Origin of the sequence: Falsibacillus pallidus (genome assembly GCF_050990905.1) — a bacterium.
Taxonomy (GTDB): Bacteria; Bacillota; Bacilli; order Bacillales; family DSM-25281; genus Falsibacillus; species Falsibacillus pallidus_A.
Genome location: NZ_CP158866.1, coordinates 3,314,424 through 3,329,215 on the forward strand (window position 1 = coordinate 3,314,424; position 14,792 = coordinate 3,329,215).

The 14,792-nt window shown below is 45.3% G+C and carries 11 protein-coding genes; 3 read left to right on the top strand and 8 right to left on the bottom strand.

What is annotated here, in order from left to right; genetic code table 11:
* Nucleotides 1-71: 71 nt before the first annotated feature.
* The 6 genes from uvrA to ABTV07_RS17405 form a co-directional block, all read right to left on the bottom strand.
* Nucleotides 72-2,951, bottom strand: coding sequence for an excinuclease ABC subunit UvrA (gene uvrA, locus ABTV07_RS17380; RefSeq protein ID WP_433744581.1), 2,880 nt, complete (start codon nucleotides 2,949-2,951; stop codon nucleotides 72-74).
* A gap of 7 nt (nucleotides 2,952-2,958) precedes the next feature.
* Nucleotides 2,959-4,938, bottom strand: a complete 1,980-nt coding sequence (uvrB, locus tag ABTV07_RS17385; protein ID WP_433744584.1) for an excinuclease ABC subunit UvrB — start codon at nucleotides 4,936-4,938, stop codon at nucleotides 2,959-2,961.
* Between the two features lie 244 nt (nucleotides 4,939-5,182).
* The gene (locus ABTV07_RS17390) at nucleotides 5,183-6,595 is read right to left on the bottom strand and encodes an MBL fold metallo-hydrolase (protein ID WP_433744587.1); all 1,413 of its coding nucleotides are present in this window, start codon (nucleotides 6,593-6,595) and stop codon (nucleotides 5,183-5,185) included.
* Between the two features lie 127 nt (nucleotides 6,596-6,722).
* Entirely contained in the window at nucleotides 6,723-6,947 is a 225-nt protein-coding gene (locus tag ABTV07_RS17395) for a CsbA family protein (RefSeq protein WP_433744590.1), read from the bottom strand.
* A 95-nt stretch (nucleotides 6,948-7,042) separates the two neighbouring features.
* The gene (locus ABTV07_RS17400; RefSeq protein ID WP_433744593.1) at nucleotides 7,043-7,687 is read right to left on the bottom strand and encodes an HD domain-containing protein; all 645 of its coding nucleotides are present in this window, start codon (nucleotides 7,685-7,687) and stop codon (nucleotides 7,043-7,045) included.
* Nucleotides 7,688-7,796: 109 nt separating this feature from the next.
* On the bottom strand, nucleotides 7,797-9,896 hold the full coding sequence (locus tag ABTV07_RS17405) for a heavy metal translocating P-type ATPase (protein ID WP_433744596.1): 2,100 nt from the start codon (nucleotides 9,894-9,896) through the stop codon (nucleotides 7,797-7,799).
* A gap of 379 nt (nucleotides 9,897-10,275) precedes the next feature.
* Here ABTV07_RS17405 and ABTV07_RS17410 point away from each other — a divergent pair, with 379 nt between their 5' ends.
* The 3 genes from ABTV07_RS17410 to ABTV07_RS17420 are packed head-to-tail and all read left to right on the top strand — an operon-like array spanning nucleotide 10,276 to nucleotide 12,626.
* Nucleotides 10,276-10,536, top strand: a complete 261-nt coding sequence (locus ABTV07_RS17410) for a FeoA family protein (protein WP_433744599.1) — start codon at nucleotides 10,276-10,278, stop codon at nucleotides 10,534-10,536.
* A complete protein-coding gene (locus ABTV07_RS17415; protein WP_433744602.1) occupies nucleotides 10,520-11,254 on the top strand; it encodes a FeoB small GTPase domain-containing protein in 735 nt (244 codons plus the stop codon). Before ABTV07_RS17410 ends, ABTV07_RS17415 begins: the two co-directional genes overlap by 17 nt.
* A complete protein-coding gene (locus ABTV07_RS17420) occupies nucleotides 11,226-12,626 on the top strand; it encodes a nucleoside recognition domain-containing protein (protein ID WP_433744605.1) in 1,401 nt (466 codons plus the stop codon). The genes ABTV07_RS17415 and ABTV07_RS17420 overlap by 29 nt, the downstream gene beginning before the upstream one ends.
* Nucleotides 12,627-12,696: 70 nt before the next feature.
* Here ABTV07_RS17420 and ABTV07_RS17425 read toward each other — a convergent pair whose 3' ends face one another.
* Together ABTV07_RS17425 and ABTV07_RS17430 are read right to left on the bottom strand one after the other, a co-directional pair.
* Nucleotides 12,697-13,206 carry an N-acetyltransferase family protein gene (locus ABTV07_RS17425; protein WP_433744607.1) on the bottom strand — a complete coding sequence of 170 codons (510 nt, stop codon included), beginning with the start codon at nucleotides 13,204-13,206 and terminating at the stop codon, nucleotides 12,697-12,699.
* A 19-nt stretch (nucleotides 13,207-13,225) separates the two neighbouring features.
* The gene (locus ABTV07_RS17430) at nucleotides 13,226-14,770 is read right to left on the bottom strand and encodes a hypothetical protein (RefSeq protein WP_433744608.1); all 1,545 of its coding nucleotides are present in this window, start codon (nucleotides 14,768-14,770) and stop codon (nucleotides 13,226-13,228) included.
* Between the last annotated feature and the right edge of the window lie 22 nt (nucleotides 14,771-14,792).

Consider the following 14,792-nt stretch of genomic DNA (forward strand, 5'->3'; position numbering starts at 1 on the left):
GATGGACCCGGACAGTATTTTAAAAAAAGCACCCTAAAGGAATGCGGCTGCATCCTCTAAGGTGCTTATTTTTAGGAAGTCACTTTATCTTTTTCCTGGGCTTCTAACCGTTTTTTCATTCTGTCGCGATCTCGCTTCAGGATCGGAGCCAGGTACTTGCCGGTATACGATTCAGGGCTTTCTGCGATTTTTTCCGGTGTGCCTGTTGCGATAATGGTGCCTCCCTTATCGCCGCCTTCCGGACCAAGGTCAACAATATAGTCAGCCGCTTTGATGACATCGAGATTGTGCTCGATGACTAAAACGGTGTCGCCGTTTTCGACCAGGCGCTGTAAGACCACCAGCAATCGGGCAATATCATCGACATGCAGACCTGTCGTCGGCTCATCGAGGATATAAAGGGACCTTCCGGTTGAGCGCCTGTGCAATTCCGACGCAAGCTTCACCCTTTGGGCTTCTCCACCTGATAGCGTCGTCGCCGGCTGTCCCAGTGTCATGTAGCCTAATCCGACATCATAGATAGTTTGGAGTTTACGGCTGATTTTTGGGATATTCTCGAAGAACTCAACTGCATCTTCAATTGTCATCTCAAGGACATCCGCAATATTCTTCCCTTTGTATTTCACTTCAAGGGTTTCACGGTTGTAGCGTTTCCCGTGGCATACTTCACAAGGGACATAGACATCCGGCAGGAAGTGCATCTCGATTTTGATGATTCCATCCCCGCGGCAGGCTTCGCAGCGTCCGCCTTTTACATTGAAGCTGAAACGGCCTTTTTTGTAGCCCCTGACTTTCGCTTCATTGGTTGTAGCGAATACGTCGCGGATATCATCGAATACACCTGTATAAGTCGCAGGGTTGGACCTTGGTGTACGTCCAATGGGGGACTGGTCAATGTCGATGACTTTATCCAGATGTTCAATCCCTTTGATTTCTTTATGCTCCCCAGGCTTGCTCTTGGCATTATGAAGCTTTTGGGCAAGCGATTTATGAAGGATTTCATTAATCAGTGTACTTTTTCCGGAACCTGATACACCCGTGACAGAAACAAAGGTGCCTAGCGGGAATTTCACATTCACGTTTTTAAGGTTGTTTTCCTTTGCCCCTTTAATTTCAATGAATCTGCCATCATTTTTTCTTCTTTCGATTGGAAGAGGGATGAACTTCTTCCCAGATAGATATTGTCCCGTCAAGGAATTATCGTCATTCATGACTTCTTCAGGCGTACCGGCAGAAACGATCTGCCCTCCATGCACCCCCGCCCCCGGTCCGACATCTATCAAGTAATCTGCCGCAACCATCGTATCTTCATCATGTTCAACGACAATCAGCGTATTTCCGATATCCCTCATATTTTTAAGAGTCTCAATCAGCCTGTCATTGTCCCGCTGATGAAGTCCGATGGATGGTTCATCAAGGATATAAAGCACTCCCGTAAGCCGTGAACCGATTTGCGTTGCCAGCCTGATCCGCTGTGCTTCACCACCGGAGAGCGTCCCGGCAGCCCTGCTGAGGGTCAAATAATCGAGCCCCACATTCACGAGGAACCCTAGGCGCTCGCAGATCTCCCTTAAAATAAGATTGGCAATCTTCATTTCTTTTTCTGATAGCTCCAGGCCTTTAAAGAATTCGTCAGCTTCTTCAATGGAGAAAGACGTCACTTCGCCAATGTGCTTCTGATCGATTTTCACAGCCAGACTCTCTGGCTTCAGACGGTGTCCTTTACAAGATGGACAATTTTGCTGAGCCATATATTTCTCCATTTGCTCGCGGATGTAGTCTGAACTCGTTTCTTTATATCGGCGCTCCACATTCGGGATGACGCCTTCAAATTGGATGTAATTTTCCCGGACCTGTCCAAAATCATTTTCATAGCGGAAATAGATTTCGTCCTTGCCGGATCCATATAAAACTTTATCAAATAAAGACTTTGGAATCTCCTTCACCGGGATGTTCATGTCTATTCCATAGTGATTGCAGACAGCTTCCAGCAGCTGCGGGTAATATTGAGAACTTGTCGGCTCCCATGGCGCAATCGCGTGCTCCTTGAGCGACAGGTCCCAGTTCGGGATGACCAATTCTTCGTCTACTTCCAATTTTGTTCCCAATCCGTCGCAGCTTGGACATGCGCCAAACGGACTGTTGAAGGAAAACATCTTCGGCTCCAATTCCCCGATGGAGAAACCGCAGATCGGGCATGCATGATGTTCGCTGAAAAGCAGCTCCTCTTCACCGATGACGTCGATGATGACTCGTCCATCCCCGAGGTTCAAAGCTGTTTCCAATGAATCTGCAAGCCTTGCAGAAACTCCTTCTTTGACAACGATTCGGTCAATCACTACTTCGATTGAATGTTTCTTATTTTTCTCAAGTTCGATTTCTTCTCCAAGGTCACGGAGTTCGTTGTCAATGCGAACGCGGACATATCCTTGCTTTTTAATCTCTTCCAGTGCCTTGGCATGCGTGCCTTTTCGTCCTGATACCATCGGCGCCAAGATTTGCAGTTTAGTGCGTTCAGGATATTCCAGGATTCTGTCCACCATCTGCTCGACGGTTTGGGAAGTAATCTCTATTTCATGGATAGGACAGATTGGACGCCCCACCCGTGCATATAGCAATCTCAAATAATCATAGATTTCTGTCACAGTCCCGACTGTAGACCTCGGGTTTCTGCTCGTCGTTTTTTGATCAATGGAAATGGCCGGCGAAAGCCCTTCTATGGCGTCTACATCCGGCTTGTCCATCTGCCCCAAAAATTGGCGGGCATAGGCAGATAGGGACTCGACATAGCGCCGCTGCCCCTCTGCGTATATCGTATCAAAAGCAAGCGAGGATTTCCCTGAACCGGAAAGCCCGGTCAGTACAACCAGCTTATCCCTTGGGATGTTGACATCAATATTTTTAAGGTTGTGAGCCCTTGCTCCTTTAACAATGATTTTATCTATTCCCATATATCGGTCATCCTTCCGCTTTCAGCTCTAGTATCGTGTCACGAAGCTGTGCAGCACGTTCGAAATCCAACGCCTTGGCTGCCTCTTTCATTTCGTGCTCCAGACTTTCGAGGAGTTTTTCCCTTTCTTTCTTGGTCAGCTTCGCCTTCCGTTCTGATGGTTGATATTCTTCGGTATCTTCTGCTGCTTGAGTGGCACGGATGACATCACGGATCGCTTTGTTGATAGTCTGTGGTGTAATGCCATGCTCTTCATTATAGGCAATCTGCTTTTCCCGTCTCCTGGTGGTTTCATCAATGGCAGCCTGCATGGAATCGGTGATTTTATCGGCATACATGATGACGTGTCCATTCGAATTTCGGGCTGCCCTTCCCATCGTCTGGATGAGGGAGCGCTCTGAACGGAGGAAGCCTTCTTTATCTGCATCCAGTATCGCCACGAGGGAAACCTCAGGGATATCAAGTCCTTCCCTTAGAAGGTTGATTCCGACAAGCACATCGTACTTTCCTACCCGCAGATCACGGATGATTTCAATCCGTTCAAGTGTCTTGACTTCAGAGTGGAGATATTCGACTTTCATCCCGATTTCTTTTAAATAGGCGCTTAAGTCTTCTGACATTTTCTTCGTCAAGGTCGTTATGAGTACACGTTCATTCTTGGCGATCCGCTCATTGATTTCACCGATCAAGTCATCGATCTGCCCTTCGATCGGACGGATATCAATGGTTGGATCCAACAGTCCGGTCGGGCGGATGATCTGCTCAATCATTTGAGGAGTATGCTCCATTTCATAAGGGCCCGGCGTGGCTGAAACGAATACAGCCTGATGAACCTTGCTTTCAAATTCATCAAATTTAAGCGGTCTGTTGTCCATTGCGGAAGGCAGACGGAATCCGTGCTCCACCAAGACGTTTTTCCTTGCCTGGTCACCATTGAACATACCCCTTATTTGAGGGAGTGTAACATGGGACTCATCAATGACGATCATGAAATCCTCCGGGAAGTAGTCCAGAAGGGTATATGGAGTTGAACCTGGGGGCCTTAGGGTCAAGTGGCGGGAATAGTTCTCGATACCTGAACAGAAGCCCATTTCGTTCATCATTTCAAGGTCATAGCGAGTCCTCTGCTCAAGGCGCTGCGCTTCAAGAAGCTTATTATTTTCCCTCATGACTTTCAATCGCTCTTCAAGTTCTTCTTCAATGTTTTTAATGGCAATCTTCATTTTTTCTTCACGGGTTACGAAGTGGGAAGCCGGGAAAATGGCGACATGCTCTCGGTCACCCATGATTTCGCCGGTCAAAGCATCCACTTCACGGATCCGGTCGATTTCATCACCGAAGAACTCGACGCGCATGCAATGCTCATCCCTTGATGCAGGGAAGATTTCCACGACGTCGCCTCTTACTCGGAATGTCCCGCGCCGGAAGTCGATGTCATTCCGTTCGTACTGAATGTCTACAAGCTTCCTCAACAATTGGTTCCGTTCAATTTCCATTCCGGTCCTTAATGAAAGGACGAGGTCTCTATATTCTTCCGGGGAACCTAAACCATAGATGCAGGATACGCTCGCAATGATGATGACGTCCTTGCGCTCAAACAAGGATGAAGTCGCCGAGTGGCGAAGCTTATCGATTTCATCGTTGATGCTGGCATCTTTTTCGATGAAGGTATCCGTTTGAGGTACATAGGCTTCCGGTTGATAGTAGTCATAGTAGCTGACAAAGTACTCAACAGCATTATTGGGGAAGAATTCCTTGAATTCGCTGTATAGCTGTCCGGCCAGCGTTTTATTATGGGCAATGACCAAAGTAGGCTTGTTTACTTCTTTGATCACATTTGAGATGGTGAATGTTTTCCCGGTTCCCGTTGCACCGAGTAGTGTTTGATGCTTCTTCCCTTCATTTATACCTTTTACAAGTTCTTTTATTGCCGCCGGCTGATCGCCCTGCGGCTGATATTGCGATACAAGTTCAAATTGATCTTTCAAAACAAAGCCTCCCATACTAACGAATTTTCTAGCTTCTATATATGAGTGTGAACGTTCATTCTAAATGTATTTGACAATTTTTAGCTCCATTTCATTCTACCACAAAGGCATCGTTTCTAACCAACAAAAAGCGAACAAATTTTCGCCTTTTTCATTTCAACCCCATTCTTATAAGCTTTCAAGTGGATTCCCGAAGAAAGAAAAAGATCCTTCCAAAACAATGGAAGAATCTCTGATTTCTCATTTATCCTTGTTGGATGGGTCCGTTTTCTTCTTTCCACTCTGCGATGCCGCCTTTTACATTAATGAGGTTTTTGAATCCGTTTGCCATCAGCAGGCCTGATGCGATTGCCGAGCGGGCACCTGATTGGCAGTGCACCAGTAATTTTTGATTTTTTGGGACTTCATCAAGATGCTCCTCCAGATGACCGAGCGGATAGTGGTGGGCTCCAGGGATATGGCCGTCTTCCCATTCCTGGTCATTCCGGACATCTATCACAAAATATTCGCCATTTGTGGCTGGTTCTATTAATTCACCTGCAGGGACAGATGCATACCCTTCCAGTGGGGCATCCCCCCAATTTGAAGTGACATCAGGTTCAACGAATGCGGCTATGCGATCAAATCCAATCGATTGAAGAGCATGCTTCACTGAAGAATGTTGATCTGTCAAAACCACTAAGTCTTTATCATAATCAAGGATCCAGCCTGCCCAGTTTGTAAAAATTTTATTGTAAGGAATATTGATGAACCCTTTGATGTGGCCCTTCGCATATTCTTCTGCAGAACGCGCATCAATGAAGGTTGTATGGTTGTTTTGCAGCAGCTGCTCCAATCTTTCTTTTTCGGCAATAACAGGAGTCTTGGATTGGGAAAGAAGATCAGGTCCTTCTTTATTGATTTTTTTCATCATGGCGAAATATCGCGGCGGTTCAGGCTGTCCGCTTAAGAGCTTTTCAATGAACTCCTCCTGATCTTCAATTTTCAAAGCCCAGTTGTTTTTCTTTTCGTATCCGACGCTGGACTGTGGAACGGCCCCAAGTGATTTTCCACATGCACTTCCAGCTCCATGCCCCGGCCAAACAAGTACGTAATCAGGAAGCTCCTTGAACTTCTTCAGGGATGCGAACATATCTTTAGCCCCCTGTTCAGAAGATCCCTTGTGACCTGCCGCTTTTTCCAGAAGATCCGGCCGTCCTACATCCCCTACAAAAACAAAATCGCCCGTGAAAATACCCATTGGTACTTCAGATCCGCCGCCTTTATCAGTCAAAAGGAACGAAATGCTTTCTGGAGTATGCCCGGGGGTATGCAGCACTTCAAATTGCACATTTCCTATCGAGAAGCTGGACCCTTCTTTTAATCCTTGATAAGAGAGGCTATCGACATATTTATATTTCCAATCAGCATTGCCTTCATCTGAGAGATAAAGCTTAGCCCCATGATTTTCAGCGAGTTCCCTGGCTCCGGAAACAAAATCCGCATGTATATGGGTTTCTGCCGCAGCTGCGAGATGAAATCCCTCTTTTTTTGCCGTTTCTATATACGGAGTTATATCCCTTGCCGGATCTATGATGATGGCTTCCCCGGTTCTTTGGCAGCCGATCAAGTAGGAATATTGAGCAAGCTGTTCGTCAAAAAAAGTACGCAAATACATACTGTATTCTCCTCCCTATTTTACCCTCATAGGTATTAATCTATATTTATTGTTCCCCAGATGACTCACATAAAACATAAAAAAATCAAAAATAAAACGCCTGATGGAGATCCGAATGGAACCTTCATCAGACGTTTCTTTTCAATATTTTTTCTGCATAGTAGAATCCGAGAGTCAACGATGCCGCATCAACAACAATCAAAGGAAGGGTATGTGTATATCCTTTATAAGCTGATGCTGCTATGAGTGCGACCGTCAGTGCGAGTCCGATAATCCTGTTATAAGTGACCCTGGAGAATAATATGACAAGCAGACCAGGCAGAAAAATGGCGGAAAGTACTTTGTCGAACATAGAAGCTCCTCCTCTATATTGACTATATTCTGGCAATCTTATTTTTTCACATATTGGAAGGAAGAAGCAACAGAATTTTAAGAAATTTTCCCTTTTTACCCTTTTAATGCATCTTTGATCATTTGATTTGTGATGATATTCAATTCACTCTGCTCAATGAATCGCTCATGCTGCATATCCGGCAGAATGCTTGTCAGGAAGTACTGGACACTGTCCATTTCCTTGAATCGAAGGATGGTCTGAAGGGCTTCCTGGTAAATTTCCAGAAAGAGCGGCTCCGGATTTCCTTTTTGGATTTCTCCGAATGATTCATATAAAAGGTCAATCTTGTCGGCCACTGATAAGATCTTTCCTTCAAGCGTGTCATCTTTACCTTCCTTGAATCGTTCGAGGTAGACGGCTTGATATTCTTCTGGGAACTCTTTTTCAATGAATTTCTTTGCCATTTCTTCTTCCACCTGGCTGAACAGCTCCCTCAGTTCTTTTGAAGCGTATTTCACCGGTGTCTTAATATCCCCTGTGAAAAGCTCTGCATAATCATGGTTCAGCGCTTTTTCATAAAGAGAGCGCCAGTCCACTTCATGCCCGTATTTCTCCTCCACTGTGCCAAGAAATTGAGCGATTTTCGTCACTTTAAAAGAGTGGCTGGCAACAGAATGTTCATGATATTTAAATTTCCCCGGACAGCGGAGAAGCTTTTCCAAATCTGATAAACTCTTAAAATAATTATGTACACCCATGTTCCATCACCTTTTCTCTCAGAAGTATTTCGGAGGATTTTATCACTTTTAGACCCTTCTTGCAACAAAAGAAGATGCCGGGCTTTCTGAACCCAGCATCTGATCCCTTCTATTTTTCCCGGTCGATCATGACTGTCAAACTGATGAGGGTGACGAGGATGGTGGCGCCCATATCGGAAAGGATGGCGATCCATAACGTCAGCATGCCCGGTATCGTCAGCAAGAGTGCAATGAGCTTCAAAGCAAGGGCAAGGGAGATGTTCAATTTGATCACGCGATTGACTTTTTTGGCGATGGAAATGGCTGATGGCAGCTTGCCAAGGTGGTCCTGCATAAGGACGATATCAGCCGTTTCAATGGCACTGTCGGTTCCTTTTCCCATTGCAATTCCCAAATCCGCAATGGCAAGGGCAGGTGCATCATTGATTCCGTCGCCGATCATGGCAGTTTTTCCACTCGCTGTCAGTTCTTTGATTTTGTTGACTTTTTCATCTGGAAGAAGGTCGCCGTAATAGTCCGTCAGTCCAACCGTTCCGGCTACTTTTTCAGCGGTCTTGCTGTGATCCCCTGTCAGCATGATGGTCTTGATGCCCATGCTGTTCAGCTGGTGAATGGTCTCTTTGCTTTCTTCCCTCAGTTCGTCCGTCAATCCGAACATCCCAAGTACATGTGTTTCGTCGGATACAATTACTAGCGTAAGCCCTTGTTGTTTAAATGCATCGATGTCTGCCTGAACTTCTTGAGGTACTTGCAAGTTCACTAATGTTTTTTCGTTTCCGACACGGTATTCGCGGCCTTCAATAGTGGCAAGCACACCCTGGCCGGCGATTGTTTGGATATGTTCAGGCTCCGCGAAAGATGTTTCCTGCTCTGAAACTTTCCTCATGATCGCGTCGGCAATCGGATGAGAAGAATTCTTCTCGATGCTTCCGGCAATTTTCAAGAACGAAGCTTCATCATATACCTTTACTTGCTCTACAGCAGGCTTCCCTTTTGTCAGTGTGCCAGTTTTATCAAATGCAATGGCATCAATTTTACCGAGCTTCTCCAGGAATACACCGCCTTTGACCAAAATTCCATGTCTGGCGTTTCGGGTGATCCCTGAAATGATGGCAATTGGAGACGAAATGATCAATGCACAGGGACAGCCGACAATAAGGACGGCAAGCCCTTGGTAGAACCAGCTTCCCCAGTCTTCATTGAAAAATAACGGCGGCACTACCATCACTATGACGGCGATAATCATCACAAGCGGTGTATAGTAGCGTGCAAAACGGTTGATGAATTGTTCCGTCGGTGTTTTGGTTTCCTGGGCTTCCTCTACAAGATGAAGGATTTTTGAAAGCGATGAATCTTTATAGGCTTTTGTAATTTTAACTTTCAATACACCTTCATTATTGATGCTTCCTCCGAAGACAGACTCTCCTGCGAATTTTTCCACTGGCATGGATTCCCCTGTAATGGCAGCTTCATTGACCGAACTGATTCCTTCGAAAATCAATCCGTCTGAAGGAATTTTGCCGCCCGGCTTAACGAGGACAATATCGCCTTCCTGTAGTTCCTCAATGGAAACCACTCTTTCTTTCCCATTTTCAAACAAAATGGCTTCTTTCGGTGCCACTTTCAACAGTGCCTCCATGGAGCGTCTTGCTTTTTCCATTCCAAGCCCTTCGAGGTACTCATTGATGCCAAACAGGATGGCAACGATCGTTCCTTCACGCCATTCACCGATACCGAACGCCCCGGCCAGCGCAATGGTCATGAGTGTATCGATATTGAATTTTAGGCGGAAAAGGTTTTTAATCCCTTTCACGAATGTCTTATACCCACTCAATGCAGCTGCCGTTAGGTAAAAAATGATTGCGACAAAATCATGCCATTGGTAGTCGATATAGATCGCCGAAGCAAAAAAGATGACAGACAACCCAATCAGAATTTTCAAGTTGTCGCCATTTGCATGGGAATGATCATGGTCGTGAGCGTGGCCGTCCACTTTCCCATGTTCATCACAGGAATCCACCACGAGCCGCGCTCCGTCAGATGCAAGGATTTTCTCAACCCGCTTTCGATCGATTTGATCATTTATCACAAGCTTGCTGCTGTTAAATAAAATTTTGGCATCTTCGCCATGTTCAAGGCGATTGATTTCTTCTTCCATTTCCCGTGCACAGTTCGCACAGGAAAGTCCCTGTATTTTATATTCAGCCATGTTCTTCCCTCCCGAAAAATGACTCTTTCTCTAATTGTGTTTATTGATATGAAAAAACGGAACTTAATGTCCATCCATTAACCCAAAATAGTATTCCATAAATTTTTGGATGCCTCTTATATGAATATATGCTCATATTATGATTGTAGTAAAAAAAACGTGCGCAGTCAAAGGGTATCTTCATTCGACAAATATCGGGTGGTGCCTGTCACTTGGAGTGTTACTTATGAATCGACATAAATCGGGGCGTGACTGTCACTTCCCGATTTTTCTTTGTTGACTTTTTGAGTTTCACCGCATAGGATATTGTCAAAGATAAAAGTTGGTTTAGTGCAACTTTTATGATTCGGTCTAAAATTATTAGAGGAAGTGAAACCGCATGGAGTCATTAAAGCTAGTCCCTCTTAGCGAAGCAGCGACTGGAGATCTATTTTTGATTAAAAAGCTTCACTTGGAAGGCACGATGAGAAGAAGATTATTGGATTTGGGGTTTGTACCGGAGAACACAATTAGAGTCCTGCAAAAAAGTCCTTTAGGCGATCCGGTTGCTTTTCATGTGAGCGATACGACCATCGCTCTTAGGAAGGAAGAAAGTTCAAAAATCTTAGGGGAGTTGATTACTGATGGAACGTCAAAATGAAATCACCATTGCATTGGCGGGGAATCCCAATACAGGGAAAAGCACACTGTTCAATCTTCTAACAGGGTTGAAGCAGCATACAGGAAACTGGCCAGGAAAAACAGTTATCCACGCTGAAGGACACTTCCGGCATAAAGAGATGTCGTACCGCATGATTGATCTTCCCGGCACCTACTCACTGTTTTCAAATTCCGCCGATGAAGAAGTTGCTCGGAATTATATCATCTTTGAAAAGCCCGCCGTCACCCTTGTCGTATTGGATTCAACTTCCTTGGAGCGAAATTTGAATCTCGCCCTGCAGGTCATTGAAATGACATCCAATGTTATTGTCTGCCTGAACCTCATTGATGAAGCAAGGAAAAAAGGAATCAAAATCGACGAACAATTGCTGAGTAAAAAATTAGGGGTGCCTGTCTTAAAAATCTCAGCCAGGAATAAAGAAGGCATCACTGAGCTCCTCGATGCCATAATCGCTATGGTAAACGGCGAAATCCAAACTACGCCAATCAAAGTGCAGTACTCAAAGGAAATTGAGGAAAAAGTGAAGCAGCTGGAACCGAAGATCAAGGAAATCTTCCACGATGAATATCCCGCCCGCTGGATTGCCCTCAGGCTCCTAGACGGCGATGAAGGCTTGATCAATGAATTGAAGCAGAGGATTTCAGCACCGAACAAAAGGGGGCTTTCGCATGGACCATCACTTAGCGTCCAAGTATAAGGAATTTGACAGCCTTGTCCTTGAAGCAAACAGCTTAGCAGACTGCCATACACGCGATGAAATGGTCGGCCTGATTTTCCGGAACACCCGCCAAATATGCAAAGCTGCTGTTATGGCATCATACACGGATAAAGGAAAGAAAAACGAAAAGCTCGATAAAATTTTCACATCACCGATCTTCGGCTTCCCGATTATGCTCGCCATGCTTGCCGTAGTGATCTATTTGACCATCGCCGGAGCAAACGTTCCATCCTCCATGCTCGCCGAATTTTTCGGATGGCTGGAAGGGTATTTAACAAAAGGCTTCGATTACTTGCACTCTCCTGAATGGCTGCATGGAATCTTGGTACTGGGCCTATACAGAGGCACGGCATGGGTAGTAAGCGTCATGCTCCCTCCTATGGCCATTTTCTTTCCTATTTTCGCTCTGCTCGAAAATTACGGCTATCTGCCTCGCGTTGCATTCAACATGGATCGGCTGTTTAAAAAATCCGGTGCACATGGAAAACAGTCTTTGACGATGGCAATGGGATTCGGCTGCAACGCCGCTGCCACCATGTCTACAAGGATCATTGAATCTCCACGAGAACGGATGCTGGCCATATTAACGAACAACTTTGTACCTTGCAACGGAAGATGGCCAACACTCATCCTGCTTGCTTCACTGTTCATGGCTGCAGGATACACAGGTGGTTTTCAAACGCTTGTAACTGCTGGTGTCGTAGTCGGGATGGTCGTATTCGGCATAGTTGTTACTCTATCCGTATCCTGGATCTTATCCAAAACCGCATTGAAAGGGATTCCTACCCATTACACACTGGAACTCCCTCCTTATAGACGGCCAAAAATCATTAATACAATTGTCCGTTCAAGCATCGATAAGTCTTGGAGTGTTTTGATGCGCGCCGTCAAAGTAGCAGCCCCTGCCGGCATCGCCACTTGGGTGCTTGCCAACATCTATATCGGCGATACGAGCATCTTGATGCATTTCGTCAATTTTCTGGATCCTTTCGCTCAAATGATTGGTTTGGACGGATATATCCTGATGGCGTTCATCATCGGCCTTCCCGCAAATGAAATCGTCCTTCCCATTTTGCTGATGGGGTACCTTTCAACCGGCGCCTTGACGGAGGTAGATGATTTAAATTCATTAAAGCAAATATTTCTCGACCACGGCTGGACTTGGCTGACAGCGCTGAATATGATGCTGTTCTCCTTGCTTCACTTTCCATGTGGTACGACGCTCATCAACATTTATAAGGAAACGAAAAGCAAAAAATGGACGTTTGCCGCATTTGCCATCCCAACCGGCATCGCATTGCTTGTCACATTCATTGTTGCGCAAATCGTTCGCGCGCTGGGACTTGTATAAGAGAACTAAAAAAAATCAACGCCCTGGAGAATGCTCAAAAATCCGCTTCTCTGGGGCGTTTGCATTTAAATTATTTCAAAAACATCATCATATAATCTTCATCATAATACATGCCGGCTACTTTCATGGCATTTTTCTCTGTCCCGAAGCATTTGAACCCCAGCGATTCATACAATTTCACCGCGGACTGGTTGGATGACACGACCGTCAGCATGATCTGCTCCAGCCCTTCCACTTCATCCAACTCCTTCATTAACTCTTTAAACAGAGCTTTGGCAATCCCTTTTCCCCTGTAGCTTGGGGTGGTGAAGACAGCGAAGATGGAGCCTTTATGCATCATCTTGCTGGCCGACTCCCTCATAAATGTGACGACGCTGACTAGCGCATCCCCGTCGAATGCCCCCATGGTGAAAGAAAAGTTGGTCGGTTTCAAGCGTATAGCTGTTTTGTTCAAAGCATCCTCTTCCGCGACTTTGTCTTCATAGTTGGAAGCAAATGCTTCCGGATTCAGCTTCAAGCTTTCCAGACGGATTCTTAAATATTCTTCTGCATCTTCTGAAGTCAACACACGATAGTCCATAACTTTAATCCCCCGATTTTTAAATAATATATGGTCCAGCAATCAGTGCAGCGATCCAGGAAATGACCCCTACAAAATAAAATACTTTTCCTTCGTCTTCCCAGTCTTCATTTCTCGTGATTCTGTATCCTCCAGCAGCCAGTATGCTGATGGCTGCCGGCAGCCAGAGTCGGCTGGCATCCGTCTTCATGAAATCAGGCGCCATGAACATATACTGAACCGTCATGGTTTTTTTCAAGAGGAAGAATAATAAAACGAGAACCATCAGAGCGGAGACGTAAAAAAGCCATTTGCCATTTCGGATTCGAAAGAAAAACGAAATGCAGACCATCACGATGGCCGGAATGAGAAGAATCAAGCAGAACAGAAGGAAGACGAATGAGCTCGTTGCAAATGTAAATGTATCTTCGAGCGCCCGCATGACATCCGATTTCCTGATATGTTCATTTGCTTCGATTACCTGCTTATTCCTGCTCGCTGCCCAAATTTCATATTTTTCGCCCTCAAAGGCCATCCACCCGGCACTTTCTCCGTCATACCACAGCGGCTGCATCGCCTGCGCATAGTGGGTGCTGATGCGGCCAGCCTTCCAAAGTCCCTTTTCCAGGTGCGCTTCATACATATTCACATTCATTCTTCCTTTTTTCAAAGGACCTTCTGCATGGAATAAAAGCTGAAGCTCCCCATTATTTTGATAAAATTGAAAATCCTCCATTTTATCTATCGGGAGACCATGCTTCTCATAAATGTCGAGTTCAATTCCCTCTAAGTGCACTGGCGGCTTTTTAATCGGAAAGACCGCATAATAATTGGCCGTATCCCGGCCTCCGCCTTCCTTGATGATCGTCGAATAAATTATATGGACCATCTCGCCTTCCTTCGCCACTTCCACATTCGATAATACTGCAGTGGAATAAGCTGAAACGCTCATGGCAGCCGGTTTATATCCATCTCCATCCGGAAGGAAGTATGTAAACGTATAATTATTTCCCCCTTCACCTGCTGCGATAAGGAAAGAAGAAGATTCAGGATCAAAGGCAGCCATTTTAACTTTTTTGGCTTCTGCAGCATCCATGAGAGGCTCAATTTCCCCTGAGTCTGGACGCACTAAAAAGACCCCTTCTCCTCCTGACAGGATCAGCAATTTCTGGCTGGTAAAAAGCTGATCCACATCGCGGGCAATCGTTTCTTCATTTGCGCCATCTTTTCGGATTAACTCTTTATTTTTCAAATAATAGATGGTCCCACCATCGGACGAAACCCAAAATGGATTATACGGGCTTAACTCCAGTCCTTTCACTGTCCCATGTTTCATCGAAAAATCGCTTTCTTTCAATGTACCAATCTTCAGTTCATTTTCATTGGCACCATAGACTTTCCTTTCCCCGGTTTCTCCCGTCGCAAATACCCGTTTATGGCTTGCCGCCACACCAAGATTCTCACTGCGGCTCCAGCCATTTTCATTCAGCTTCAGTTCATTGAACAGATTTATAAGAAAAAAGGCAATAAAAAAGGTCAAACCTGTCCCTATAAAAAACAATCCTATTTTATATTTCGTTTTCAAGTCCATTCCCCCTGCCAATCAA

Excerpts from the sequence above, each read along its gene's own strand:
- ABTV07_RS17420 (WP_433744605.1), top strand. The coding sequence starts at position 11,226 with ATGGACCATCACTTAGCGTCCAAGTATAAGGAATTTGACAGCCTTGTC.
- ABTV07_RS17395 (WP_433744590.1), bottom strand. The coding sequence starts at position 6,947 with ATGTTCGACAAAGTACTTTCCGCCATTTTTCTGCCTGGTCTGCTTGTC.
- ABTV07_RS17425 (WP_433744607.1), bottom strand. The coding sequence starts at position 13,206 with ATGGACTATCGTGTGTTGACTTCAGAAGATGCAGAAGAATATTTAAGA.
- ABTV07_RS17390 (WP_433744587.1), bottom strand. The coding sequence starts at position 6,595 with ATGTATTTGCGTACTTTTTTTGACGAACAGCTTGCTCAATATTCCTAC.
- ABTV07_RS17400 (WP_433744593.1), bottom strand. The coding sequence starts at position 7,687 with ATGGGTGTACATAATTATTTTAAGAGTTTATCAGATTTGGAAAAGCTT.
- uvrA (WP_433744581.1), bottom strand. The coding sequence starts at position 2,951 with ATGGGAATAGATAAAATCATTGTTAAAGGAGCAAGGGCTCACAACCTT.
- ABTV07_RS17410 (WP_433744599.1), top strand. The coding sequence starts at position 10,276 with ATGGAGTCATTAAAGCTAGTCCCTCTTAGCGAAGCAGCGACTGGAGAT.
- ABTV07_RS17415 (WP_433744602.1), top strand. The coding sequence starts at position 10,520 with ATGGAACGTCAAAATGAAATCACCATTGCATTGGCGGGGAATCCCAAT.
- ABTV07_RS17405 (WP_433744596.1), bottom strand. The coding sequence starts at position 9,896 with ATGGCTGAATATAAAATACAGGGACTTTCCTGTGCGAACTGTGCACGG.